This is a genomic window from Streptomyces sp. RKAG293 (genome assembly GCF_023701745.1).
Classification (GTDB): domain Bacteria; phylum Actinomycetota; class Actinomycetes; order Streptomycetales; family Streptomycetaceae; genus Actinacidiphila.
On record NZ_JAJOZB010000001.1, the window covers coordinates 8,720,570 to 8,744,800 of the forward strand.

A 24,231-nucleotide genomic window follows, 5' to 3' on the forward strand; every position below is an offset into this window, starting at 1 on the left:
ACGGCAGGACGTAAAGGCAGGTGTACAGGCCCGTGAACAGGCCGGTGTGGTGATGGAACCGGCGCCGGCGGCGCGGGGCCTGGTATCCGGCGGGGTCAGGCTCGGGTCAGGACGACCGGCCGCCGAACTGCCAGTTGTGCACCTCGATATCGGCGTACCGGTCCTGGGTCAGGACGGCGCGGGCCGTGGCCGGGTCCGGCGCCCGGACCAATGCCGCCGTGCCCAACCAGGTGTCGCCGTCGTCGGACAGCAGCGGGCCGTAGGCGATCAGCTCGTCCTGGTCGGTCGGGACGGTGAGGTCGGCGGCAGGCCCCGTGCCGAGGCCGAGCACCAGGTACCGGTTGCCGCCGGTCCGGCCGCCGGGGAAGTCCCACATGGTGCGCCCCAGCGCGTTGCGCCACCGTCGCAGGAGCACATCCCGGTACACGCCCGCCTGGTAGCCGGGCTCGTCGAAGACGAACGCGCGGGCGGCGGCGGGATCGGGCAGGTCGACGATGTGCATGCTGCCGGTGGGAGTGTCGCCGTCGGCGTCGAGGGTCGGGCCGCGGGCGATCAGCTCCTTCGCGTACCGGTCCATATAGGACCAGTGCTCCTCCAGCAGCTCGTCGCGCAGCGCCAGAGAGTTGGGCCGGTCGCGGTGGTAGCAGAAGAACTCCATGCCCCCAGGATCCCTTCAAGGAGGCAATCAGGTCGAGTGGGTTGCCCTGCGCGCCCGCCCGGGCTCGAGCGGATGGCGGTCTTCTCGTCTTCGCGTACTGCGGGTGATCTTCGACAGCCCTGTGCTGAGCAGCGCCGCGAACAACCTGCTCTACCAACAGCGTCAGGCGCTCGCCCGGGTCCTTGCCGAGGATCACGGCGAGACCGCAGCCGCGTTCATGGCAGCCCAGATCGCCGCGTCCATGCTCACCCTGCGACGGGGATCCGTTCGATCTAGACGGCATCAACGCCACCGGGCCTCGTACAGCGCCGACACCTTCCGTACCGAACTTCGCGAGCACTTCCGCCATGGCAAGCCCGTCGCCGTCACCGAGTTCGGCACCCGCGCCTACCAAGGGGGCGGCCGAATGGGAGCCGGAAAGGGTGTTCCACGTGATGGCGACCCGATACGAACGCCGGTGACGCTCCAGGAGTCCGGTTGACCGTACGGCCCCGGGCCACACAGCGAGAGCCGTGCGGCCCGAGCCCGGGGGTGAGAGTGCGCCGGGCTCAGTACGCCGAGTCGACGTTGTCGATGGAGCCGTAGTTCGCGGCCGCGTAGTTGCATGCGGCGGTGATGTTGGCGACCGGGTCGTAGATGTCCATCGAGGTGCCGTCGACGTGGTACTCCTGGAACGTCGGGTCGATGACCTGCAGCAGGCCCTTGGACGGGATGCCGGCCGCCGCGTTGGAGTCGGTCAGGTTGATGGCCTGCGGGTTGCCCGAGGACTCGCGGATGATGTTGCGGTAGATGCCGTCGTAGGTGCCGGGTATGCCGTGGGCGGCCATGACAGCGAGCGATTCCTTGATCCAGCCGTCGAGGTCATCGGTGTAGCTGCCGGTCGAGGGCGTGGCCGACGCGGTGGCGGTCGGCTTCGCACTGGCGGTCGGCTTCGGCGTCTGCGATCGGGCGGCGCGCTCCGCCGAGTCCTGGCGGCTCTGCGCGGCCTCCTCGGCACGCTGGCGCGCCTCGGCCTTGGACCGGGCCTCCGCCTTTCTGACGCCCTCGGCCCTTCTGATGGCCTCGGCCTTCTTGCGGCCCTCAGCCTGCGACCGGGCAGCCGCCTGCGCCTGTGAGCGGGCCTTGGCCTCGTTCTCGGCCGTCTGCAGATTCTGCCGGGCGACACCGGCCTGCTGGGCCATGACGTGGTTCGCGGGCACCAGGTCGCGGGCGAGCGCGGCATCCGAAGCGGACGCGTTCTGCGCATCGGCCTCCGGAGTTCCTGGCAGGACGGTGCAGGCGATGGTCGCCGTCACAGCGGCTGCCGACGCGGTGGCAACGACGGCAACTCGAGTCCGATTCGGTCGTTTCCGGGCGTGTTTGCCCATGACTGACCCCATCTCTCCGGGTGTGCGAGTACACCTCAACGGGCAGAAAAGGGACGGAAGTTCTGCGGGCGCACTCTTCGGGTGGGGGAGATGTCTAGCGCCAGGTAAAACGACTCAGCAACCACCCTCGCTACTAATCGCCATCGTGGCCGCTGAAACCGCAAGCCATTCCCGCCGTACCCGCGCCAGGTGTACGGGCGGAATCGGCCACTACCCGGAGTCGTATGTGGCGTGCGTCATATGACGAGGCTCACACTGGCCCGGTGTTTGCCCTTCCGTCCGCCCGGGCGGACAAAAGCCACTGCCATCCACGGCGATCGGTACCGCGGAATCGGGTCGCCGAAAGGATCGCGTGCGGCATCGGATGCGGCGCCGCATTTTCCGGGCCAGTGGCTGGGCGGATCAGCAGCCGGATCAGCAGCCAGATTTCTCCGGTCCTCGTCGGAGAGCATCTCTCCATCTCCGGAATCCGGAATACCCCTCGGAAACGCAGTCCCCGTCGAATGAGCGCGGCCGGAGTGGCGACACTCCACGAGCGGCGTAACGTCCCCGTTCCGAGAGCTGATGCTGCCTACTGTCGCGGTGACACAGCCTCGGAAAGGGACCAAGTGAACCGCACTCTCAAGCATGCATCCGTACTGCTCGCCTTGATCGGCCTCGTGTCTCTGCCGGGAACGGCCGTCGCGGACGATCACGGCAGCGGTCCGATCGTGATCGTCGGCAACGGCAACATGGTCGCCGGCAGCGACATCTTCAGCGCCGGTCGCGACAACACGGTCGGTTCCGGCGACGGTGCGGGTGGCGTCGGGGCTCCGGCGCCCACAGGGCCCACGGATCAGAAGGTGGTAAGGATCCAGACCGGGTTCGACTCGGTCACGCTCCAGTCGCACACCGGAGATGCGGTCTTCCCCACGTCCCTGCCGTTCAACGCCCAGGGCGACGTCAGTTTCACCGTGGGTGGCATGGCGGTCTACCACGGTAACGACACCGACTACATCGTGAACGTGATGGTCGATGGCGGGAGCGCCCGAGCGTTCTGCGAGCCGACGACCCGGACGGGACGGTGCCAGGTCGAGTACCGCGAGGTGCCGATCGTCACCATGGGGTAAACGCTGGGAGCGGGCGACCGGGATCACGGTGAGCACGCCCGGCTGTTGGATGATGTCAGGAACTCGTCGTCCGTTCGGCGCACCCGCCAGCCCTCATCCACGGCCTGCGAATCCTGGCTGCCGAGGCTGGGATGCACCGCCCCTTCATTGAGGTCGGCCGGCAGATCGCGCAGCAACTGTTCGTAGTCGGGCGGCTTTTCCCTCGATGTCGAGGGAAAAGACGTCCAGGAATGCGTTGTCGACCAGCAACAGCGTCGTTCGTTGAGAACTCGACGACGAGGTCCGGGCGGTGTCGGGGAGCGTCGAGGGTGTCGACGTCGTGCGGGGCGAGGCGGTCGGGGCTCATGCGGTGGTCGAGAGGATCTCCCGGATGACGTGTCGGGCGTTGGCTGAAATGATCGGATTGGTCGTTCGGTAGTACGGCAGTTGGATGACCGCCATGGAGAGCGCCCAGCCCCGGCTGCGGGCCCACGTCGCGTCGTCCACGTCCACCGCCTCGCGGTACACCCGCGGAACTGACGCGGGCAGCAGGTTCCAGGCGGGGATGAGGTCGGTGGCGGGTTCACCCATGCCCACGGTGCCGAAGTCGATGACCGCCGAGACGCGGTCGCCGGCGAGCAGCAGATTGCTCGGCATGAGGTCGGAGTGCGTCCAGCAGGCCGGGCCCGTCCACTGGGGCGCTGCGAGCGCCTCCTCCCAGGCCGCGGTGATCTCGTCGGCGTCGAAGGGTTCGTCGGTGCGGCGCAGTGCCTCGATCGCCGCCCGCATCTCTTGGTCTTCGGCGATCAGCGCTTCGCCCCGGTGCGCGGGCGGGCCGCCGGGGAGATCGATCGAGCGGATGGCGACCGCGAACTCCGCCAGGGCGTGGGCCACGAGCTCGGGTTCGGCCAGGTCACCTTCCGCCGGGTTGCGGCCGTCGATCCATCGGTGTACCGCCCAGGGCAGGGTGTATCCCTCGCCCGGGATGCCGGTCGCTACCACCTCCGGGATCGGCAGTGGCAGCAGTGGCGCCAGCCGCGGGAGTAGCCGTGCCTCCATCGCGATGGCCTCGGCGCCGCCGGGGCGCAGCGGCAGCCGTACGGTCAGCTCCTCGCCGAGCCGGTAGATCGCGTTGACGGTGCCTCCGGAGGCCAGCCGGGTGATCGGCAGGTCCGCCCAATGGGGGAACTGCGCACGCAGCAGCCGCCGAACCAGGTCGGCGTCGGTCTCCGCTTCGTCCGCGTGCATCGTGCCCGTACCCCCATGCCCCCACGAACCGTCCGCACGGCGCCGCTTGCTCATCCGCACCCCGTGGGCGAGACGAGCAGCCAGGTCGTCGCGGGGTGGTTGTCCTGACGTCCGTCGGCCGGACCATGACCTGACTCAGGATCACGACTTCCCGCCGCCGCTTCCACCGGTCCCGCCCCTTCCGCCACTCCCACCGGTTCCGCCGATCCCGGCGTGGAGGAATGAGGTCAGTGTTTCGATCGCCTCATCGTCGGACAACTCCCGGCCGAGCTGCGGGCCGCGCCCGGAGAGCCAGAGGTCGGCACAGTTCGAGAGCAGCGTAGTGAACATCGACGCCACAACCAGCGGATCGCCCGGCAGGTCGAGATGCTGCAGGTGGTCGGCGATGTGCCGGAGGTCCGGTTCCATCAACTCCCGGCCGCGCCGGGCGAACGACTCGTCGACGGTGGCCGCCTGCTGCAGAGCCACCACCGTCGTCCGGTACCGCCGGTAGAAGTCCCAGTAGGCGGCCACGTGCCAGCGCACCACTTCCCGGTCGCGGAAGTCGTCGCCGTGGCCGGGGGCCACCACGGACTCGTCGGCCTGGGCCAGCAGATCGGCCAGCAGAGCCTCGAGCAGCGACTCCTTGTTGGCGAAGTGGGTGTAGAAGGATCCGGCCGCCCGACCCGCTTCGGCGGTGATGTCGGTGATCTTCGTATTCAGGTAGCCGAGGCGCGCGAACGTCCGGACTGCCGCGGCCTTCAGCTCCGCCTCGGTCCGGGCCGCCTGCTGCTTGCGCACGCCAACCGCCATGCCCCACCTCCGAAATCCGGGTCTTGACAGCAGGCTAACCCACCTTTAGCTTGAATCCATGTTCACTGAATCTGAATTCAGCGTAATGGTGGCGGGCGCCGGGCCGACCGGGCTCGCACTGGCCATCGACCTGAAGCGGCGGGGTGTGCCGTTCCGGATCGTCGAGAAGTCGCCGAACCCGTACTACGGCTCGCGGGGCAAGGGGATCCAGCCCAGGACCCAGGAGATCCTCGAGGACCTGGAGGTGCTCGACCGGTTCAGAGCACTCGGCGCCGACTATCCCGAGCTGCTGATCCGCCTGCCGGACGGCGGCACGATGACCCTGCGCATGGACGAGCTGCACGAGCCGATGCCCTCGGTCCCGTATCCGAACGTGCTGATGATGCCGCAGTGGCGCACGGGTGAACTGCTGGCCGAACGGCTGGCCGAGCTGGGCGGGGAGGTCGAGCTGGGGGTCGCGGTCACCGGCTTCACCCAGGACGAGAAGGGCGTGCACGTCACGCTCAGCACCGGAGAGCGCGTCACCACCCGCTACCTGGTCGCGGCCGACGGCGGACGCAGCACCATCCGGCGGCAGCTCGGGGTGGGGTTCGCCGGCGAGACGTATGACACCGAGCGGATGCTGATCGCCGATGTCCGTCTGACCGGCCTGGACCGCGACCACTGGCACGTGTGGCCCGGCGCCGAGTCGCACTCCATCCGCCTGGGGCTGTGCCCGCTGCCGAGCACTGACGACTTCCAGCTCACCGCGCCCGTGGTGGAAGGGACCTCCGCGGTGTCCCAGGACGACATCTCTCTGGCATCACTGCAGAAGCTCGTTGACGACGTCGCACCCGAGGTCACGCTCACCGAGGTGGGGTGGACCTCGTTGTTCCGGGCCAGCATCCGGATGGTGGACCACTACCGGGTCGGCAATGTGTTCCTGGCGGGAGACGCCGCGCATGTGCACTCGCCGGCCGGCGGACAGGGCCTGAACACCGGGATCCAGGACGCCTTCAACCTCGGCTGGAAGCTGGCGAGCGGGGACGACACGCTGCTCGACACCTACGAGGCCGAGCGCCTGCCGGTCGCGGCCGGCGTGCTCGGCATCAGCACCCGGTTGCACGAGAGCCACCGAGACAACACCGAGGACGCCCTGCGACGGGACGATCCGATACTGCGTCAGCTGTCCCTGAACTACCGCGGTGGGCCGCTGACCGACGCATCAAGGACGGAGACGGGCCAGTTGCGCGCGGGCGACCGCGCCCCCGACGCTCCGTGCGGCCCGACCCGCGTCTTCGACCTGCTCCGCGGTCCGCACTGGACGCTCCTGGCCTTCGACGCACCCGACGCCGATCTCCCACCGGCGACCCCGGACCTGCACATCCACCACATCGTCCGCCCGGACGCGCCGTCCGCTCCAGCCGCGCTCATCGACACCGCCGGCCACGCCCACGCCGCATACGACGTCACCACCCCGACCCTCTTCCTGATACGCCCGGACAACTACCTCGGAACCATCACCACCCCCTCCGGAACCCCCAACCTCCCTGCGTACCTGCAGCACGCGGCGGGCTGACCGAGCTGGTGCCGGGAGTACCGTCGCGGGCGAGCCATTCGGTGCAGTGCATGGCGTCATCATGCCGACGCCGTACGAAGGACCGCAGCCGGCCGCTCACAGCGGCAAGCTGAGCGCCCGTTCCGGCTATTGGAGCGATCGTTGGAACGTTTGTCAGGAAGCGTCGAGGAGGCCGGCGCTCAGTAGCCGTCCGCCGCCAGTCGGCCCGCTTCCTCCCAGGACATCAACGGCCCAAGGCCCGTGAAGTAGGGCGCCGCCTCGGCCGGCTCGAGCACTGCTTCCAGCGTGAGCTTGCCAGGCACGCGCGGCAGGAAGCGTACGGCCTGGTAGTGGTGCTGGAGGACCGGCGGGTCCAGGACGAGTCGGCGCGCGCCGCCGATCACGGGAATTCGGTCAGGAGTCGTCGCGCTCCATATCCAACGGCCTGAAGGCTCGGCGAAGTTGAAGCACTCCACGGCGCTCGGCAGCTCTTCTAGGCGGTCCATGTCGATTGGGGCGGTGGCACTCAGTGCGACAGCCTCGGCACTGGGGGCATCCCCGGGTAGGTGCCCGCCGCCGATGAGGGATCCGGCCAGCAGGGTCTGGAGCTGGTAGTTGTCGGCGATCCCGCTCATCCGCATACGGAAGGCCCGTCCGGAAGCGCGGTCCAGAACCAACAGCGGCTCGTCGTCGAGGAGCAGGAGCGCGCGCTGGGCGCACTGCAGATCACCGATGTGCGGTTCGAGCCTGCGGGTCAGCGACACCAGCGTGTCCCGGTCGGCGGGTCCGTCCGGGGCGTCCAGACCCGCCCGAACCCGGGGATCCGCCAGGACGGCGACTGCGGCGCTCTCCCATCGGTGCACGGTGAGCCAGCCGAAGTACGGGGCGTGCCACACCTGCGCGTAGTCGGCCCCAAAGGCCTTTTGCTGTTCCGGGGTCGGCACGCCCGACGGATTCGGAAGCTCCTGCTCCTCACCGTAGTGCTCGCGCCAGAGCTCGGTGAACTCAAGGGCCTGCTCCATACTCGCCCGCAGGGCCGAGAGGACGGGGCGCGCGCAGGCGACCGCGTCGGCGTTCCACTCGACCAGGGCGCCCACGAACACGCCGTAGACGGCCGCATGCCACTGTGGCATCTCGCCCAGCTGCCCCGCGAGGTGCGGCCCCAGCTCCCGGGATTGCTCCGCCAGAGTGTCCCGGGGGAGCGCAGCGAGGGTCTGGTACGCCGCCTCCAGCTGGGAGACGCTCCGCTCCGCAATCGCGGCGTCGAAGGACTCCACGGCGGAGCGGACGGCTGTGTCGGATGTGATCATCGCCGCAGTCTAGAAGCCGGCTAGACGGAAGCGATGGCCAGGTCAGGCCCGCGGATAACCGAAGCGCGCAGGAGCGTCCATCGGATCCTGCCCGACCTGAGCCGTCCGGCACGATCCGCGTCAGACGTGCTAGCTCTGGGCGGTGGGGCGAACGACGATGTCACCCACGTCGACACCGTCCGGCTGCTCGATGGCGAAGGCGATGGCTCGGGACACCGCCTCCGGCGGGAGGGCGATCTCCATCAACTTGTCGATCTGGACCTTCGCAGCCGGGTCCATGCGGTCGGAGAAGTCCGTGCGGACGGCGCCGGGGGAGACGACGGTCACGCGCAGGCTGTCGCCGGCCTCCTGGCGCAGGCCCTCGGAGATGGTGCGCACGGCGTTCTTCGTGCCGGCGTACACCGACTGGAGCGGCACGACACGGAGTCCGGAGGTGGACACGGTATTGACGAAGTGTCCGAAGCCCTGCTCCCGGAAGACGGGAAGGGCTGCGGCGATCCCGTACAGGACGCCCTTGAGGTTGACGTCGATCATCTCGACCCAGTCCTCGACGCGGAGGTCGTCGAGGGGGGAGATCAGACCGACTCCGGCGTTGCTGATGAGGACGTCGAGCTGGCCGTACCGTTCGCGGGCCAGCTTGACGAGGCCGTCGAGGTCCTCGCGTCGCGTCACATCCGTGCGGGTCCAGGCGGCTTCGCCGCCGGCCGCCGCGATGCGGGCGGCCAGAGCCTCGAGGCGCTCCGGACGGCGTGCACCGAGGACGACTTTCGCACCGCGCTCGGCGAGCAGGAGCGCGGTCGCTTCACCGATGCCGCTGCTGGCGCCGGTGATCGCCACGACTTTGCCTTCGATTCCCGACATGATCGGACAGTCCTTCCAGGAGGAGAGCGAGGGCAGGCCGTACTCATGCCCTACAGTGAAGTGGAGGCGCCGCCACTTAAGCCACACTAAGTGGCGGTGCCTCCACTTAGCAAATGGCGATGAGGGGAGAGCGGCCGATGGCCCGAGATGCAGGACGCCCGCTGAGGGCTGACGCACAGCGCAACCGGGACAAGATCCTGGCCGCCGCGGTGCGCGTCTTCACCGAGGAGGGACTCGACGCGCACTTCGAGCGCATCGCCAAGGAAGCGGGTGTGGGAACCGGCACCCTCTACCGCAACTTCCCGACCCGGGAGGCCCTGATCGAGGCGGCGTACCGCAACGAAGTGGCCCGGCTGTGCGACGCCGTCCCCGGCCTTCTCGCGGCGATGTCGCCGCCCGAGGCCCTGCGTGCGTGGACTCGCCGCTTCATCGACTACGCGACTGCCAAGTTCGGCATGGCGGACGCCCTGCGAGCCGTCGTCGCCTCGGGAACCAATCCCTACGCCGACAGTCACGAGATGATTCAAGCCGCCCTGACCTCCCTCATGGACGCCGGCACCGCTGCCGGAACGATCCGGTCCGACATCAGCCCGACCGACATGTTCGCCGCCCTTGCCGGGATCGCCCTCACCTCGGCCAAGCCCGAGCAGCGAGAGCAGGCCGAACGCCTCCTCGACCTCACCCTGGACGGACTGAAACCCGTGCACTCGACGTCCCGCGAGAGCTGACGGAGGAGCCGGGCAGCGTCGCCGAGGCGGGTGCTCGTCGGCCTGTTACCGCAGTACGCGTGCGGTGTCCTCGTCGTGCCCGGGGGTCGCAGGGGCACGCCGTCGTGTGAGCGCATTTGCACAGGGTTGCTGGACGCGCCGCGCCGGGCGCCGCTCCGATGCGCCGCCACAACCTTAAGGAAAGTTAAGGAAGTTGTGGTGAGTCGGCTGAGAAGAACCGGAACCGCCCCTCGTACTTAGCGACACACGGAACCGACCCCACAGGAGTCCCACGTGTCACGCAAGAAGACGCTCACCACGAAGAAGAAGATCGCTCTGCTCGTCGGAACCGCCGTAGCGATCGGCGGTACGGCAGTGGTGATGACCGGCACCAGCCAGGCATCAGGTGTCTGCGACGGGCTGACCACCGCTCTGCAGAACAACGAGCAGTTCATCGCAGGCCAGCGCGCCGAGCCCGACGCCCAGTCCGAGGCACGTATCGCCAACCGGCAGGCCGTCATCGAGCAGATCAAGCGAATGCAGGCCGCCTCCGGATGCCAGGTCGCAGGCGGGGGGGACGTGGCCGCGCCGCCTGCCCAGGTCCAGCCGCCGGCCGATGTTCAGCCGCCGGCCGAGGCGCAGCCCCCGGCCGCGGATGCGCCGCCCGCCGAGGAACAGCCTTCCGGCGCCGACCAGGTCGGTGGCGACCGGGCCAACGTGGGTGACGTCGTCTGCGCCGGCTCGACGGTGACCCTTTCCGGCGAGGGCGGCGCCCCCGCCGCATCCAGCAATCAGTTCCCGATCGGCACCACGCTCAAGGTGACCAACCTCGACAACCAGAAGTCGACGACCGTGAAGGTCGCCTCCACGTCGGGCAGTTGTGCCCTCCTGAACAACGCGGCCTTCGAGCAGGTCCGCGAGCCGGGCAAGTTCCTCATCCGCAAGGCCCGCATCGAGCGCATCGGCTGACCTGACGGGCTGCACGTCAGTCATGGTTGCGCATCTGGCGGGCAGGCTCCAACCGCTGGAGGTCCGTGTGGGCAAGGGGTCGATTCACGGGTGTGAGTTTGCCCGGTGAGGCGACTGCGGTCACACGGAGCTCTAGAGTGCAGGGATCGCCGATTTTATGCAGGAAAGGGGTATTTCGATGAGCATCGTGGTCACCACACCGACCGGACACGTGGGATCGCGCGTGGTCCGGTTACTACTCCAGGCGGGCGTTCGTCCGCGCGTTCTGGTCCGTGACCCTGCCCGCCTGGATGAGGAGACCCGCGCGCGGGTCGACGTGCGCCAGGGTGATCTGACGGACGCCGGGTTCGTCCGTGAGGCGGTGGCGGGGGCGCGTTCCGTGTTGTGGGTGGACCCCACTCCGCCTGCGGTGGAGGATCCGATCGAGGCTTCGCTGCGGACCGCGGCGCCGTTGGTGGAGGCCGCCCGAGTGGGTGATGTGGGGCGGGTGGTGCTGTTGAGCAGTATCGGGGCGGAGAAGCGGCACGGGGTCGGCCACATCGATGCCCTGGCCGGGATCGAGGAACAACTCGATACCACCGGAGCGGATGTGCTGCATCTGCGGTGCGCGTACTTCTTCACCAACCTGCTGCTCGATCTCGAAGGGCTCTCGAAGGGAGTTCTGACCACGACCTTCGATCCCGACCACCCGATGCCGTGGGTCGATCCGCGCGACATCGGCGACGTGATCGCGGCCCGGCTGCTCGCCGACACCTGGCAGGGCCGGGTGGTGCAGGCCGTCCACGGGCCGGAGGATCTCAGCTTCCACCAGGTGGCACAGATCCTCACCGAGGCGCTCGGGCAGCCGGTCCACGTCAACGCCGTCACCGACGACGCGGCGCGGGACGCGATGCGCGCGGCAGGACTGCCCCCGTCGGCGGTGGAGAGCATCGTGGGGATGGCCTCCGGATCGCGCGATCTGGTACCTGAGCAGCCCCGTGACGTGCTCACCACGACCCCCACCCAGCTCAGCGGTTGGGCTCATTCCCAGCTGCGTCCGCTGCTGGAAGGGTGAAGAACGCCAACACGGTCGAGCAGGACGGTGGAACGATGCGCGAAGCAGGACTGCCTGGCAGGAGGTGAAGGAGGTGAGAAGTGAGCGCGGGCGAGCGGCACACCGAGCCACTCGACGTCCATCTGATCCTGCGCCGTGACAGGGAATGCGGGCCGGAGGTGCTGCTGTCCCGCAGGGCCGGCACGGTGTACGCGGCCGGACTGTGGCACCTCCCGTCAGGCCACCTGGACGGCCCGCACGAGGACGTCGTCACCGCGCTGCTCCGCGAGTCGGAGGAAGAGACCGGTGTGCTCATCGACGCTGTCGACGTCCGAGCCGCTGTCACCGTGCACCACCGCAGCCCCGGCGGGAGCGCCCGTATCGGCGTCTTCTTCGAAGTCCGGCGTTGGCAAGGAACACCCCAGGTCAGGGAACCTGCCGTCTGTGATGCGATGGGCTGGTATCCGCTCGATGCCCTGCCGGCGCCGATGGTGGCCTACTGCCGGGCCGGCCTCGACGCCTATCGGATGGGCGGCGGACTCGCCGTCCACTTCCAGCAGCCAGGCGACCCGATCGCATACGACGCGGCGGCCGACCGGCTGCACTTGATCCCCCGGGTCAGTCGGACGACTTCCGGTGCTCGACCATCGTGCAAGGACCGGGGGTCATGATGGTTTCGTGGCCGTCTTCGGCCCTCACCCGGTAAGGCGGCGTTCCATCCGGGCCGAGGACCTCGACGATTTCGACCACCCGGTCGTGCTTGCTACGACGCGCCCGTTGCACGGCTTTGTGCGCGGGAGGGCTCGCCTGCGGAGAGCTTCGAAACCCTGCCCTCCGAGCCGCCGGGACCCGGTCCGCGTGTCCCGGAGGCGCGTTCACACGTCGCGGTGTCCCACCACGGTCACCGCGAGGACGACCGCGATCAGTGGCCAGAGCGCGTACACGATCCAGGAACCGGGGACCGTGGCGGTGTACGCGAGGGAGTGCGGATCCGGGGGCCAGTTCTGGACCAGGCGCTTCCAGGCGGTGACCGGCATCGCGTGGCTGACGGCGGCGGACCAGTGCGCGCTCTGCGAGAAGATCGGAGGCAGCATCAGGAGCGTGAAGACGCTGGTGACCATGGTGGCGGCGCTGTGCCGGATCAGGGCGCCGAAGCCGAGGCCGGTCAGTGCGCAGACCGGGGCCAGCAGCGCGGACGCGGCCAGCGCCCGGAACACTCCGGGGTGGGTGAGCGGGACCCCGGCGTGGTTCGCGTTCAGGACGGCTTGGGAGACCAGGAAACAACCGACGGAGATGACCGTACCCACCGCGCTCCAGAGCGCGGCGGTGACGACCGCCTTGGCCAGCACCACCGTGCCGCGGGCGGGTACGGCCATGGTGGTGGTGCGGATGAGGCCGCTGCTGTATTCGCTCACGACGGCGAGAGCACCGATGCTTCCCGCGACAAGCATCAGCGTCATGTAGCCGGCCGGCGGAAAGGCGTCGAACACCATGAACCCCTGGCCGGTCCTGGCCGCCGGGCTCATTTTCGCCAGGTTGTCGTTCTCCGCCAGGGCGGCGACGGCGGCGGATCCGATGACGAACAGGGTGGTGAGGGCGAGCGTCCACGGGGTCGAGCGCAGCGACCGTATCTTGATCCACTCGGAGGCGAGCAGGTCGCGGAAGTGGGCGGGCGGCTCGGCTCGGGGTGCGGCCGACGTGGTCGGGGGGACGGTGGTCAGTGTGGTCATCGGGGCTGTCCTGCCAGGTATTCGACGCTGTCGGCGGTGAGTTCCATGAAGGCCTCCTCCAGGGAGGCGGTCCGGCTGGTCAGTTCGTTCAGCGGAATCCGGTTTTCGAAGGCGAGCGCGCCGATCCGGTCCGCCGGAAGCCCGGTCACGGCGAGCTTGTCGGCGCCCGGCGCGCCCGCCACCTCGACCGATGCGCCCGCAGCGGTCAGTACCGCCGCCAGCTCGGCGGTGTGCGGGGTGCTCACCACGACGCTGAGGCGGGTGCTGCGGGCCGCGAAGTCCCGTACCGACTCGGCGGCGATGAGCCGGCCCCGGCCGATGACGACGAGCTGGTCGGCGGTGTTCTCCATCTCCGACATCAGGTGGCTGGAGAGGAAGACCGTGCGCCCTTCGGCGGCCAGGTGCCGGAAGAGGCGGCGCATCCAGAGCACACCCTCCGGGTCCATGCCGTTGACCGGCTCGTCGAACATCAGAACGGGCGGGTCGCCGAGAAGCGCCGTGGCGACGCCCAGCCGCTGCTTCATCCCGAGGGAGAACCCGCCGATGCGGCGGGTCGCCGCATCGGCCAGCCCCACCTCCTGCAGTACGTCGTCCACCCGGCGCAGCGGGATGCCGTTGCTGCGGGCGATGGCGGACAGATGGGCCACCGCGCTGCGTCCGCCGTGGACCTGGCCGGCGTCGAGGAGGGCGCCGACGTGCCGCAGTCCGCGCGGGTGGCTGCGGAAGGGGACGCCGCTGACGGTGGCGGTGCCGCTGGTCGGCGCGTCCAGGCCGAGGATGATCCGCAGGGTGCTGCTCTTGCCGGCTCCGTTGGGGCCGAGAAACCCGGTCACCTGACCCGGCCGCACGGTGAAGGACAGTTGGTCGACGGCGGTCGTGCCGCCGTAGCGCTTGGTGAGTTCGTTGACTTCGATCACAGGAGCAACCCTGCCGGGACGTTCGCGTCCGGTCATGCGGCCATGGACGGCAATCGTGCGGTCGGTTCAACCCGTGGACGTACGTCCTTGGGCCAATGTCGCGCGGGCACCGACAGGTTAATCTCGCGGCATGGACGCCACACTGACCATCCTGTTGTCCGCGTGCCTCGCGCATCGCGGTCTCCCTGTGGAAAGAGCACACCGCCGATGACGAGAACCACGGCCATGGCCTGGGCGGGGGGCGCCCTCTACCTCCTGATGGTGGGTCTGCTGATCGGGGGCGCGAATCAGGCTTCGGGCACCGTCCACGCTGTCGGTGCGATGCTGGCCGTGAGCCTGCTCGTCGGGGTGCTGCGACGGATGCCGCTGCTGGCTCTGGCCATGGCGCTCGTCGGATCCACCGCCGTGGTGGTGGGCACTCCCGGCTCCGTCCAGGTGAACCGGGCCGTGGGGTATCAGGCCCAGTTCCTGTCGTATCTGGCGGTGGACCTCGTCCTGGGCTTCATCGTCGCCACCTGCACGCGCCGGGCGTCGATCGCCGCCGTGGCCGTGTCTTTCGCCGTGCAACTCCTGGTCGTGGGCGGCTTCGCCCACGGGGACGACGTGACCGTCAACATCGTGATCGCCCTGCTGGCGATGGCCGCATCCTGCACGGTCGGGCTGCTCAGTCGCGAGCGCCGCGAGCACGCGGTGGCGCTGCGTTCGCAGGAGGTGGCCGAGGCGGTGACGGCCGAACGGCTGCGGATCGCACGGGAACTGCACGACATGGTCGCGCACAGCATCGCCATCATCGCCATCCAGGCCGGGGCGGGGAGCCAGGTCATCACGACCCGTCCTGAGGAGGCAGGTGAGGCACTGCGGGCCATCGAGGCCACCAGCAGAGAGACCTTGTCGGGCCTTCGGCGCACGCTGGTGGCGCTCCGTCAGGCCGACGCGGACGCGGCGGCCCCGGGGCAGGCACCGCTCGCGCCCTCGCAGGGGCTGGCGGACATCGAACGGCTGGCAGCGGCAACGGCCGAGGCGGGGGTGCGAGTCGACGTGCGCCGCAGTGGGGCGCAGCGGTCCCTGCCGGCCGACATCGACCTGTCCGCCTACCGTATCGTCCAGGAGTCGCTGACCAACGTGGTCCGTCACGCGGGCATCGGGCGGTGTCGGGTGCTCATCGACTACGGGGATGCGGAGCTGTCCGTGGAGGTCGTCGACGACGGGCACGGCATCGCGGCGAACGGCTCGGCCCAGGGCTTCGGCATCGTGGGCATGCGAGAACGGGCCGGCCTGCTGCGCGGTCACCTCAGCGCCGGGCCGCGTCCCGAAGGCGGCTTCCGGGTGACGGCCCGGCTGCCGCTGCCCGAACCCGTCGCAGTCCCGGTGGAGGCCCGATGACCATCCGCGTCGTACTCGTCGACGACCAGCCGCTGGTGCGGTCCGGCCTGCGCATGATCATGGCCGATCACATCGACCTGGAAGTCGTCGGTGAGGCCGCCACCGGCATCGAGGCGGTCCAACTGGTCCGGGACATCGGTCCCGACGTCGTGGTGATGGACATCCGGATGCCGGGCATGGACGGGATCGAGGCAACTCGCCTGATCACCGCAGGGCCGGCGACGACCCGTGTCCTCGTCCTGACCACCTTCGACGAGGACGACCTCGTGTACGGCGCCCTCCGGGCCGGCGCGAGCGGCTTCGTGGTCAAGGACATGGCGCTGAACGACATCCTCGCGGCGATCCGCGTGGTCGCCGTCGGCGATGCGCTGATCGCGCCAGGTGTGACGCGCCGGCTGATCGCCGATTTCGTCGGGCGCCCCGGTACCGTCCCGAAGCGCTCCCCACGCCCGGTCGAGGGCATCACCGAGCGGGAGCGGGAGGTCCTGACCCTCATCGGGCTCGGCCGGACGAACTCCGAGATCGCGGACGATCTCTTCATCACGGTGGCCACCGCGAAGTCGCATGTGTCACGTCTGATGGCCAAGCTGGGCGCCCGGGACCGGGTTCAACTCGTGATCACCGCGTACGAGATGGAGCTCGTCACGCTGTCTCACTGAGCGCGTCCCCTGGGCATCGGGCGGGTTCCGATTTCTGCATTTCGTCGGGCGCGCGAATTCGATTCCTTCCGGCCGCACGCCGCAATGCCATTTCCGGTCGAAGCGATTGTGGCCGGTATCTCTGCGGTCGAATTCCGGGCGGTTGTCCTCGGCCGGTTCTCGCTCTGTTCAGCAAGGCCCCGGAGGTGCTGGCATGTACACGGCCTTCACCGGAGGCTCACCCGGCCTCCACGACGTGAACACGGCCGATTGGAGAATTCATGTCCGGATTCCTTGCCGCGGGCGGAGCCATCGTGGCGCTCATGGCCGCGACCGTCTCTCCCCAGCAGGCGTCGGCAGCGGAACCGCCGCCCGACAAGATCGTGATCAAGGTCGCGACCGTCAACGGCTCGGGCTGTCGTGAAGGGACGGCCGCCATCGCCGTCTCCCCCGACAACACCGCCTTCACCGTCACCTACAGCGACTACCTCGCCCAGGTGGGCGCCGGGGCCCTGCCGACCGACTTCCGCAAGAACTGCCAGCTCAACCTGCGGGTCTTCGTACCCCAGGGCTTCACCTACGCGATCGCCCAGGCCGACTACCGCGGCTTCGCGTCCCTGGAGCGCGGGGCCAGCAGCGAGGAACGGGCCGGCTACTACTTCCAGGGCTCGTCGCAGACGGACCGCAAGGTCCACTCGTTCCGCGGCCCGTACAGCGACAACTGGCAGACCTCGGACGTGACCGAAGTCGGCGCCCTGGTCTGGGCCCCCTGCGGGGAGATCCGCAACTTCAACATCAACACCGAGTTGCGCGTCAATCTCGGAAGCTCGGACAAGAAAACCACGAGTTTCATGACGATGGACTCGACGGACGGCAGTGTCAACACCATCTACCGCCTCGCCTGGAAGGAATGCCCGGACAATCCGAACCCGTGGCCGTAACCGGCCCGCGCGACGGCTGACACCCCCGTTCACGCCCTCGCGGATGCCTTTCCGCTCACAGTCAGGCCCCGGATCCGCTCGCGGACGCACTCCGCCCGTGGGTCCGGGGCCTGACGGCGCTGCTGCTGCCTCTCAACTCCCCTGCGGGCGCCGCCTGTTCCACGCGCTACGGTTCGGGTCAGACGTCCTGGGCCGACCCTTGGCCCGTGGACAGGCCGAGGGCGGCACGGACCTGGACCGCTTCGGGATGGGCCATGTGGTCTTCGGCCCGGTGGACATGGGTCCTGAACTGCGTTGCGTCCGACGCCGTCGCCGCGTCCTCCCAGGCACCAGCGCTGATCTTGATCTCGGCCAGCATGTCGGCCACCGGCTGCTTCGCCTTCGCCGGCCAGGTCCGTGCCGTGAGTTGTGCGGACTCGTCGTGCAGCGCTTCGGCCATACGGGCGGCGAAGTCGCGGCAGGTCACCAGGTCCTTCACCGCTTCGGTGTCAGGGGCCTTGGCATCGGTCGCGTTCAACTTGGTGACGGCCTTGAGATACGCCACCTGGTCCGGGCTCAGCACCGTGGCGTCGGCACGCAGTGGCCGGGTCAGCTTCGCCGCGTCGCTGGCGAGGAAGCAGACGATCTGCCGGTTTCCCACCGCCCAGCTGCTTCTGGACGGCAGGAAGTAGTAGGCGCTCACCGAGTCCGGCAGTGCCCAGGTGTCCATGGCGTAGCCGTCCACCAGGGGATCGCACTTGTTCTCCGCCACCGTGGAGATCTGATCATCGCCCGGGTAGCGGGAGTCGCTGTCGGCGTCGAAGTGCCAGGTGCCCGCGACTTCGGCATCGTGCTCGACAGTGCAGGGCACTGTCGTCGTCCTGCTCGCCGACCTCGAGTAGGTGGTCTCACCGGGTTCGACCTTCTGCAGCGTGCCGTCCTGCAGCGTGAAACACTCCCCAACCGTCAGGCGTGCGGCACCGGGCAGGGGATCGGAGTGGGCACCGCGCCCGTGCTGTGCTCCGGTCAGGCCCCCCGCGATCAGGCCCACCACCAGCAGACCCGACCGCAGCGAGTCGATCGTGATCCCCGCGATGGCGAGCCCCCGGCCCCGCTCGCCGCTCCGCCGGATCTTGGACAGCGCGACCAGACCGGTGATGAGACCCACCAGAGGCAGGCACAGCAGCGCCAGTACCAGTGAGGCGATGGCTGCGCCGTTGGTCGTTGGCGCGGGTACGGGAAATGCGGGTGCCCACTGCTGGGGATACGGGTGGTTCACGGGCTGCGAAGCGTACGGATCCTGTGACTCAGGAGCCGGTGGCGGCGGTGGCGGCGTGGGCAGGTCGTTCACGGTGGAGCTGGTCTCCTTGGGGCGGGTCGACGTTCGGGACATGCGAGGGGGCCCACAGGTCGGTCGTTGCGGGGGTCCTCGATCCCTTTGCGGCCGCGAGGCGGCCACACTGCTCACCCACGAGATTTCCCCTGCTGTTGCGGAAGGCGACGTTGTGCGGTCGCGGCAACGCTTCTGTGGGTTCCCCCCCACGGCGTTCGGACGACACTACCTGGCGGCCCGCGTGCTCGAACGCCTGGACGACAGTCGTTGCAGAAGAGTGATCACCGGGCGGGTGGCAAGGGGAACCGCGGTCGGCTCACCTCACATCGGTGGGTGCTGTGCCGTCATAGAGACATGAACACGGGGTGACGCACGATCACTTTGGCCCCGGCGCAGGGCATGGCCACGGCCATGACCGGCGGCGGTCAGCTGCCGATCGGGCCCGGGCCCCGAGGCGGCCAGACCTTCGACGCATGGCTCGCCGAGCACGTCGCCGAGCACGTCGCCCAGGGGGGATGACGACGCCGTGCCCACCCCACGATCGAGGTACCGCTGGCCTGGATGACCCGGGTCGCCTGCCGGATCTGCCTCGACCAGCTCGCCTCGGCCGCCGTTCGCCGAGATCGCCGAGACGGTGGGCCGCACCCTGAGTCAGTCGACGAACTCCATCGCCGGGTACCGGTCCGACGGCCCGTCCAGCAGCCGGCCGCTCCGCCCACGCAACCAGTGGTCGAAGTACGCCGCCACGTAGGCCTCATTGGTACGGATCGCCGTGGCCGGCTCGATGGTTCCGATGTCCTGCGTCCGGGTGGCAGGGGGCAGGCCCAGCTGCGGGAGCAGCGCTTCCGCGTCCGTGAACGACGCGTGCTCAGAACCGCGCAGCGTGAGCTGGCGGGTCCAGCCGGGTGTGTGGGCGCGGAACGCCTGCCAGCCGGGGCCGGTGTCCGTCATCCCGTCCTTGCCCATCAGCAGGAACGGCCGGGCGAGTCCGTGCTCGGCCACGGGCATGAGCGTGCCGTCGAAGTCGGTCAGGTTGCCGTCCATGTTGATGCCGGCGCGGATCCGCGGGTCGGCGTCCATGGCCGTGGCCGCGGCGGTGCCGCCCAGTGAGTGGCCGAACATGCCGACCCTGGACAGGTCGAGCGCTCCGGCGAGGCCGTTCGGCAGGCGCCGGCCGTCCGCGTCAGGGTTCCGGCCGGTGTTCAGCAGGCCCAACTGGTCGAGTACGAAACCGGTGTCGGCGGTCCGGACGGCGAGGGACTTCTGAATGAACGCGTTGGGATCCGTCGGCGTGACCATGGTGGCCAGCGATCCGTTGGGGAACTGGACTTCCGGGGCTTCGTAGGTGTTGTCGATGGTGACCACGATGTAGCCCCGGCTGGCGAGATCCGCCACCAGGGTGGTGCCCCAGGTCCGGGGTTCACCCAGTCCGGGGGAGTAGATCAGCACCGGCCTCTTCCCGTCTCCGCCGGCAACGGGAGCTCCCTCGGCTACGTGCGTGACCGTGGCCGCCCAGTCGATCCGCCCGGTCGGCAGGGTCATCCCGAGGTAGTCGTTGGCGGTCACCGAGTCGAAGTGCTCCGCCGCACGGGGAAGCATGTACGGCGGTGCGGGGTGGTGCGCCGCATGAGCTGTGGGGTAGTAAACGGTGGCCATCAGTTCGCGGTAGTTCTGGCCGGTCTGCCACGGGTCGGGCCGGGAGTGGTCGACGAGGTGCACAGCCACCTCGCTGACCTGGAACCTGCCCGTAGGGACGGGCAGCCCCGGGCGGGCCGGGTGCGCGGTTGTGGCACCGGTCGTGGCGGCCTCGGCGGGCAGGACGGCGGTCAGAGCGCCGATCGTGAGGACCGAGAAGGCGACCGCGGCCCACGGCCCGCGACGCCGGGTGGTTCGTTGCCTGAGCGGCTGTTCCTTCGTCATGTGCACCAATCCTGCAGGCCACGAGCTGTCGGCACCATCGGGATAACCCCCCGCACCACCGACCCGCTACCCCGGCCGGCGATCCGCCGCACACTCCCGCTCCCGTCGTCATCGCCGCGCTGCCGACCGGTCTCAGCCCTCCCTCCGAGCTGCCTGCGCCCCGCGAGAACCGAACGCCAACTCCCGTGCGTGATAACGGAGTACACGTTTGCGGGCAGACGAATACGGGGGAACACGGATGGGATCCACATCAAGGGCGAGAACGGCGGCGCTCGCTGCCGCGGTGGCCGGGACGCTGATCACGGGGACGGCGTCGGCCGGCACGCAGCCGGCGCGGGCCGCCGGCTCCACCGCACAGGACGGCACGACGGCGACGGCGAAGGCGTCGGCCGCCGGAACCGCGACCGTGACGCTGATCACCGGCGACCGCGTCGTCGTCGGTGGTAACGGCCGCGTCGTCCAGCTCATGCGCGGCAAGGGCCGCCAGGGGACCGTCTTCTCGGTGCGGCGCGAGGGCGAGCACACATACGTCATCCCGCAGGATGCCCTCCACATGATCGGCGACGGCGTCCTCGACCGGCGGCTGTTCGACGTTGCCCAGCTCGTCAAGGACGAGTACGACGACGCGCACCGCACCACGCTGCCCCTGATCGTCGGCTATCGGCGGGACGCCGCCGCAGCGGGGGCTTTGACCGCCGCAAGCGACGCGTTCGCCGGGGTCGCGCACGAGCGCCGGCCGCTGCCCGCCGTCGACGGCGAGGCGTTCAACGCGCCCAAGTCCGACGCCACGGCCCTGTGGTCGGTGGTCAGCGGCGGCACGAACGCCCGTACGGCGGGAGCCGCGCCCGTGGCACCCATCGCCCACCTGTGGCTGGACGCGAAGGTCCGCGCGGCCCTCGACACGAGTGTGCCGCAGATCGGCGCGCCCACCATGTGGCAGGCGGGCTACACCGGAAAGGGCGTCAAGGTGGCGGTCCTGGACTCGGGGGTCGACCAGAACCACCCCGACCTCAAGGGCGTCGAGACGGCGGAGAAGAACTTCAGCTCATCGCCCGACTCGAAGGACCGCTTCGGGCACGGCACGCATGTGGCGTCCATCTTCGCCGGGTCGGGCGCGCAATCGGGAGGCCGCTACAAGGGCGTGGCGCCCGGCGTGCAGCTCCTGGACGGCAAGGTCCTGGACGACAGCGGCTTCGGCGACTCCTCAAGCATCGTCAGCGGCATGCAGTGGGCCGTCGACCAGGGCGCGAAAGTCGTCAACATGAGTATCGGGGGCGGCGACGACCTGGACATCGATCCGATGGAGGAGGCGATCGCCCGACTCTCCGGCAAGGCCCTGTTCGTGGTGAGCGCGGGCAACACGGGCAACGGGGCCCACACGATCAACTCGCCCGGCAGCGCTCCCGCGGCGCTCACCGTCGGCGCGGTCGACAAGCAGGACCAGTTCGCGCCGTTCTCCAGCTGCGGCCCGACGGCCACCGGGGAGTCCAAGCCGGACCTCACCGCCCCGGGCGTCGACATCACCGCGGCTTTGACCACGGAGAACACCGAGCCCTCGGGCAACGGCTACACCACCATGTCCGGGACCTCGATGTCCGCCCCGCACGCCGCGGGCGCCGCCGCCCTGCTGTTCCAGCAGCACCCGACCTGGAGCGGTGCCCAGATCAAGGCGCTGCTGACCGGATCGGCGAAGCCCAACCCGGCGCTCAACGCGTACCAGCAGGGCGCGGGCCGGGTCGACCTGACACGGGCCGCCACGGCGGTCGTCGTCTCCGAGCCCGGCTCGCTCGCCTTCGGCACGCAGCTCTGGCCGCACGCCGACGACAAGCCGGTCGCGAAGTCGCTCACCTACCGCAACTACGGCGCCAAAGCCGTCACCTTGCGGCTGAGCGCGGCCGGGACCGACCCGGCGGGCCACCCGGCTCCGGCCGGGATGTTCACCGTCAAGGACGCCGTGCTGACCGTCCCCGCCGGTGGCAGCGCGACGACCACCGTCACCGTCGACACCCGTAAGGGCACGGTCGACGGTGCGTTCGGTGGCGGTGTGCTGGCCGCCGGGGACGGCCAGTCGGTACGCACCGGCCTCGCGGTCGTCCGCGAGGTGGAGTCGTACGAACTCACCCTGCGGCACACGGACGTCAACGGCGCGGCTCCGCTGAGCTTCTACACCACGGTCACCGCGGTCGGCGGGGATCTGCCGGCACGCATTGATTTCCCGAACAACCCGACGGGCGTCATCACCCAGCGGCTGCCCAAGGGCGACTACCAGCTGGAGAGCTTCGTCTACAGCCCGGACGACCGGATGGCCATCTTCGTCCAGCCGGTGTTGAAGCTGAGCGCGAAGACCACGATCACGCTCGATTCCCGTAAGGCCAAGCCGTTCACCGTCACCGCCCCGGATCCGGCCGCACGGCTGGTGAGCGCTACCGTCGGATACGAGGACCTGGCAGCGGGAGTGAGCAACTCCTGGGTCACGGACGGGCAGACGCAGATCCTCACCGCCGCGCTCGGGCCGGCCGGTGCTCAGCTGCACGCGCAGTACAGCGGCGTGTGGAAGACCCCCGGCGCGGCCGGCAAGAACGTCGACTACCGGCTGGTCTTCCCCCGAAAGGGCAGCTGGTTCACCGGTCTCACCCGCAAGGTCACCCCGGCGGAGGTCGCCGAGGTGAAACTCGGCTTCGGTGCATCCGTCTCCGGGGCGAAGGGTCTGGTCTGGGTGAATCCGACGGACGAGAACGACTACGGCGTCGCCGTGCAGGACCCGGACCCGCAGAGTCTGCCGCTGGCCACCACGCAGTACGTCAGTGCCGCCGGGCTGCGCTGGTCCTGGAGCGCGTTGCAGGTCAACGCCCAAGGCGAAGGGCGCATCGCGTACAACGAGGGCCCGGTGGCCTACCAGCCGGCCACGCGCCACACGCTGAACTTCAACACCGGCGTGGTCGGGCCCGAGCTGGAGGCGGGGAACGATCAGGGCGCCCTCCGGTCCGGCGACTCCATCGACACCAGGATCCAGCTGTTCAACGACGGCAGCGGTCACTCGGGCTCGTCCGTCGTCACCGAGGGCTTCACCCGGCTGGAGTCCGGCGGCCGGGTCATCGCCGAGGGGTCGGCCACCGACTGGCTGAGCGCCGAGGTTCCTGCCGCCTCCGCGGTGTACCGCCTGAGCATGGAGGCGAGCCGATCCGCCGAGGACACCTCCACCAGCACGAAGGTCGCCGCAGCCTGGACGTTCACCTCGGGCCGGCCGCCCGCGGACCGGACGGTCGAACTGCCGCTGTCGACGGTGCGGTTCTCGCCGAACCTGAGCCTGAGCGGCACGGCGCCCGGGGGCGGCACGCTGAAGGTGCCGCTGCGGTTGGGCGGCACGGCCGCCGCGGCCGGGCAGGTCGCCGCACTGACCGTCAGGGTCTCCTTCGACGGGGGTACGACCTGGAAGCCGCTCACGGTGACGACCGACGCGACGGGGGATCGCTCGGTGAGCGTGCGGCACCCGGCGACGGCCAGGACCGTGTCCCTCCAGGTGGACCTGAAGGACAAGGCCGGCAACACCGTCCGGGAGACGATCACGAACGCCTACCGGCTCGCCGCCGTGAGGTGACCGCACGACGGTGACCACCGCATGGCGCCGACGAACGTTCCGGCCCGGCCCCGCACCTCGCGGGGCCGGGCCGGATGCGCGCCCCCGGAGGCGGCACTAGGGTCTGTCGTCTGGATCTCCGTGGGGGAAGGAGCGGTGTCCGGTGCGTGCAGCTGTAAGGCGGAGGAGGGAGGCGACGCGGAGCGTCGTCGACCGACGACAACGCGGCAGATGTGCGTGCTG

23 protein-coding genes are annotated in these 24,231 nt (G+C 69.6%); 11 read left to right on the forward strand and 12 right to left on the reverse strand.

What is annotated here, in order from left to right:
* Positions 1-106: 106 nt before the first annotated feature.
* Entirely contained in the window at positions 107-658 is a 552-nt protein-coding gene (locus LNW72_RS38465; protein WP_250979658.1) for a YciI family protein, read from the reverse strand.
* Positions 659-761: 103 nt separating this feature from the next.
* Here LNW72_RS38465 and LNW72_RS38470 point away from each other — a divergent pair, with 103 nt between their 5' ends.
* Positions 762-1,139, forward strand: coding sequence for a hypothetical protein (locus LNW72_RS38470; protein WP_250979659.1), 378 nt, complete (start codon positions 762-764; stop codon positions 1,137-1,139).
* Positions 1,140-1,206: 67 nt separating this feature from the next.
* Here the strand turns inward: LNW72_RS38470 and LNW72_RS38475 are convergent, their stop codons facing one another.
* Entirely contained in the window at positions 1,207-2,025 is an 819-nt protein-coding gene (locus LNW72_RS38475) for a transglycosylase SLT domain-containing protein (RefSeq protein ID WP_250979660.1), read from the reverse strand.
* A gap of 608 nt (positions 2,026-2,633) precedes the next feature.
* Here LNW72_RS38475 and LNW72_RS38480 point away from each other — a divergent pair.
* Positions 2,634-3,134, forward strand: coding sequence for a hypothetical protein (locus tag LNW72_RS38480; RefSeq protein ID WP_250979661.1), 501 nt, complete (start codon positions 2,634-2,636; stop codon positions 3,132-3,134).
* Between the two features lie 23 nt (positions 3,135-3,157).
* Here LNW72_RS38480 and LNW72_RS38485 read toward each other — a convergent pair whose 3' ends face one another.
* The 3 genes from LNW72_RS38485 to LNW72_RS38495 all read right to left on the reverse strand — a co-directional run bounded on the left by LNW72_RS38485 (position 3,158) and on the right by LNW72_RS38495 (position 5,153).
* Positions 3,158-3,310, reverse strand: coding sequence for a hypothetical protein (locus tag LNW72_RS38485; RefSeq protein WP_250979662.1), 153 nt, complete (start codon positions 3,308-3,310; stop codon positions 3,158-3,160).
* A 166-nt stretch (positions 3,311-3,476) separates the two neighbouring features.
* On the reverse strand, positions 3,477-4,361 hold the full coding sequence (locus LNW72_RS38490) for an aminoglycoside phosphotransferase family protein (RefSeq protein ID WP_250979663.1): 885 nt from the start codon (positions 4,359-4,361) through the stop codon (positions 3,477-3,479).
* Positions 4,362-4,502: 141 nt separating this feature from the next.
* Positions 4,503-5,153, reverse strand: coding sequence for a TetR/AcrR family transcriptional regulator (locus LNW72_RS38495; protein WP_250979664.1), 651 nt, complete (start codon positions 5,151-5,153; stop codon positions 4,503-4,505).
* 58 nt (positions 5,154-5,211) lie between these two features.
* On the opposite strand from LNW72_RS38495, the gene LNW72_RS38500 reads away from it, so the two are divergent.
* Positions 5,212-6,711 carry an FAD-dependent monooxygenase gene (locus tag LNW72_RS38500; protein ID WP_250979665.1) on the forward strand — a complete coding sequence of 500 codons (1,500 nt, stop codon included), beginning with the start codon at positions 5,212-5,214 and terminating at the stop codon, positions 6,709-6,711.
* Positions 6,712-6,890: 179 nt separating this feature from the next.
* On the opposite strand, the gene LNW72_RS38505 is transcribed toward LNW72_RS38500, so the two are convergent.
* Entirely contained in the window at positions 6,891-8,000 is a 1,110-nt protein-coding gene (locus LNW72_RS38505) for a hypothetical protein (RefSeq protein WP_250979666.1), read from the reverse strand.
* 129 nt (positions 8,001-8,129) lie between these two features.
* Complete coding sequence (locus LNW72_RS38510; RefSeq protein WP_250979667.1) at positions 8,130-8,861, reverse strand: SDR family oxidoreductase; 732 nt, start codon at positions 8,859-8,861, stop codon at positions 8,130-8,132.
* Positions 8,862-8,998: 137 nt separating this feature from the next.
* Between LNW72_RS38510 and LNW72_RS38515 the strand changes: the two genes are divergently transcribed.
* From LNW72_RS38515 to LNW72_RS38530, 4 genes are all read left to right on the forward strand, one after another.
* Positions 8,999-9,589, forward strand: a complete 591-nt coding sequence (locus LNW72_RS38515; protein WP_250979668.1) for a TetR/AcrR family transcriptional regulator — start codon at positions 8,999-9,001, stop codon at positions 9,587-9,589.
* A gap of 273 nt (positions 9,590-9,862) precedes the next feature.
* Positions 9,863-10,537, forward strand: a complete 675-nt coding sequence (locus LNW72_RS38520) for a septal ring lytic transglycosylase RlpA family protein (protein WP_250979669.1) — start codon at positions 9,863-9,865, stop codon at positions 10,535-10,537.
* A gap of 178 nt (positions 10,538-10,715) precedes the next feature.
* Complete coding sequence (locus LNW72_RS38525) at positions 10,716-11,591, forward strand: NAD(P)H-binding protein (RefSeq protein WP_250979670.1); 876 nt, start codon at positions 10,716-10,718, stop codon at positions 11,589-11,591.
* Between the two features lie 80 nt (positions 11,592-11,671).
* Entirely contained in the window at positions 11,672-12,241 is a 570-nt protein-coding gene (locus LNW72_RS38530) for an NUDIX domain-containing protein (protein WP_308402116.1), read from the forward strand.
* Here the strand turns inward: LNW72_RS38530 and LNW72_RS38535 are convergent.
* From LNW72_RS38535 to LNW72_RS38545, 3 genes are all read right to left on the reverse strand, one after another.
* A complete protein-coding gene (locus LNW72_RS38535) occupies positions 12,189-12,353 on the reverse strand; it encodes a DUF1918 domain-containing protein (protein ID WP_250979671.1) in 165 nt (54 codons plus the stop codon). The genes LNW72_RS38530 and LNW72_RS38535 overlap by 53 nt on opposite strands.
* 92 nt (positions 12,354-12,445) lie before the next feature.
* Complete coding sequence (locus LNW72_RS38540) at positions 12,446-13,300, reverse strand: ABC transporter permease (RefSeq protein ID WP_250979672.1); 855 nt, start codon at positions 13,298-13,300, stop codon at positions 12,446-12,448.
* Positions 13,297-14,217 (reverse strand): ABC transporter ATP-binding protein, encoded by a 921-nt coding sequence (locus tag LNW72_RS38545; protein ID WP_250979673.1) that lies wholly within the window; start codon positions 14,215-14,217, stop codon positions 13,297-13,299. Before LNW72_RS38545 ends, LNW72_RS38540 begins: the two co-directional genes overlap by 4 nt.
* 207 nt (positions 14,218-14,424) lie before the next feature.
* Between LNW72_RS38545 and LNW72_RS38550 the strand changes: the two genes are divergently transcribed.
* The 3 genes from LNW72_RS38550 (at position 14,425) to LNW72_RS38560 (ending at position 17,179) form a co-directional block, all read left to right on the forward strand.
* Positions 14,425-15,600, forward strand: coding sequence for a histidine kinase (locus LNW72_RS38550; protein WP_250979674.1), 1,176 nt, complete (start codon positions 14,425-14,427; stop codon positions 15,598-15,600).
* The gene (locus LNW72_RS38555) at positions 15,597-16,259 is read left to right on the forward strand and encodes a response regulator transcription factor (protein WP_250979675.1); all 663 of its coding nucleotides are present in this window, start codon (positions 15,597-15,599) and stop codon (positions 16,257-16,259) included. The genes LNW72_RS38550 and LNW72_RS38555 overlap by 4 nt, the downstream gene beginning before the upstream one ends.
* A gap of 260 nt (positions 16,260-16,519) precedes the next feature.
* Entirely contained in the window at positions 16,520-17,179 is a 660-nt protein-coding gene (locus LNW72_RS38560; RefSeq protein ID WP_250979676.1) for a DUF4360 domain-containing protein, read from the forward strand.
* A 178-nt stretch (positions 17,180-17,357) separates the two neighbouring features.
* On the opposite strand, the gene LNW72_RS38565 is transcribed toward LNW72_RS38560, so the two are convergent.
* Entirely contained in the window at positions 17,358-18,437 is a 1,080-nt protein-coding gene (locus LNW72_RS38565) for a DUF4190 domain-containing protein (RefSeq protein WP_250979677.1), read from the reverse strand.
* A gap of 705 nt (positions 18,438-19,142) precedes the next feature.
* Positions 19,143-20,411 (reverse strand): Tat pathway signal protein, encoded by a 1,269-nt coding sequence (locus LNW72_RS38570; RefSeq protein WP_250979678.1) that lies wholly within the window; start codon positions 20,409-20,411, stop codon positions 19,143-19,145.
* Positions 20,412-20,649: 238 nt separating this feature from the next.
* Here LNW72_RS38570 and LNW72_RS38575 point away from each other — a divergent pair, with 238 nt between their 5' ends.
* Positions 20,650-24,009 carry a S8 family serine peptidase gene (locus LNW72_RS38575; protein ID WP_250979679.1) on the forward strand — a complete coding sequence of 1,120 codons (3,360 nt, stop codon included), beginning with the start codon at positions 20,650-20,652 and terminating at the stop codon, positions 24,007-24,009.
* Positions 24,010-24,231: the final 222 nt, after the last annotated feature.

Bases quoted from the DNA above. Each gene is read 5' to 3' on its own strand.
- LNW72_RS38465 (WP_250979658.1), bottom strand. From the start codon at position 658: ATGGAGTTCTTCTGCTACCACCGCGACCGGCCCAACTCTCTGGCGCTG.
- LNW72_RS38475 (WP_250979660.1), bottom strand. From the start codon at position 2,025: ATGGGCAAACACGCCCGGAAACGACCGAATCGGACTCGAGTTGCCGTC.
- LNW72_RS38490 (WP_250979663.1), bottom strand. From the start codon at position 4,361: ATGCACGCGGACGAAGCGGAGACCGACGCCGACCTGGTTCGGCGGCTG.
- LNW72_RS38495 (WP_250979664.1), bottom strand. From the start codon at position 5,153: ATGGCGGTTGGCGTGCGCAAGCAGCAGGCGGCCCGGACCGAGGCGGAG.
- LNW72_RS38500 (WP_250979665.1), top strand. From the start codon at position 5,212: ATGTTCACTGAATCTGAATTCAGCGTAATGGTGGCGGGCGCCGGGCCG.
- LNW72_RS38505 (WP_250979666.1), bottom strand. From the start codon at position 8,000: ATGATCACATCCGACACAGCCGTCCGCTCCGCCGTGGAGTCCTTCGAC.
- LNW72_RS38510 (WP_250979667.1), bottom strand. From the start codon at position 8,861: ATGTCGGGAATCGAAGGCAAAGTCGTGGCGATCACCGGCGCCAGCAGC.
- LNW72_RS38515 (WP_250979668.1), top strand. From the start codon at position 8,999: ATGGCCCGAGATGCAGGACGCCCGCTGAGGGCTGACGCACAGCGCAAC.
- LNW72_RS38525 (WP_250979670.1), top strand. From the start codon at position 10,716: ATGAGCATCGTGGTCACCACACCGACCGGACACGTGGGATCGCGCGTG.
- LNW72_RS38540 (WP_250979672.1), bottom strand. From the start codon at position 13,300: ATGACCACACTGACCACCGTCCCCCCGACCACGTCGGCCGCACCCCGA.
- LNW72_RS38550 (WP_250979674.1), top strand. From the start codon at position 14,425: ATGACGAGAACCACGGCCATGGCCTGGGCGGGGGGCGCCCTCTACCTC.
- LNW72_RS38555 (WP_250979675.1), top strand. From the start codon at position 15,597: ATGACCATCCGCGTCGTACTCGTCGACGACCAGCCGCTGGTGCGGTCC.
- LNW72_RS38560 (WP_250979676.1), top strand. From the start codon at position 16,520: ATGTCCGGATTCCTTGCCGCGGGCGGAGCCATCGTGGCGCTCATGGCC.
- LNW72_RS38570 (WP_250979678.1), bottom strand. From the start codon at position 20,411: ATGACGAAGGAACAGCCGCTCAGGCAACGAACCACCCGGCGTCGCGGG.
- LNW72_RS38575 (WP_250979679.1), top strand. From the start codon at position 20,650: ATGGGATCCACATCAAGGGCGAGAACGGCGGCGCTCGCTGCCGCGGTG.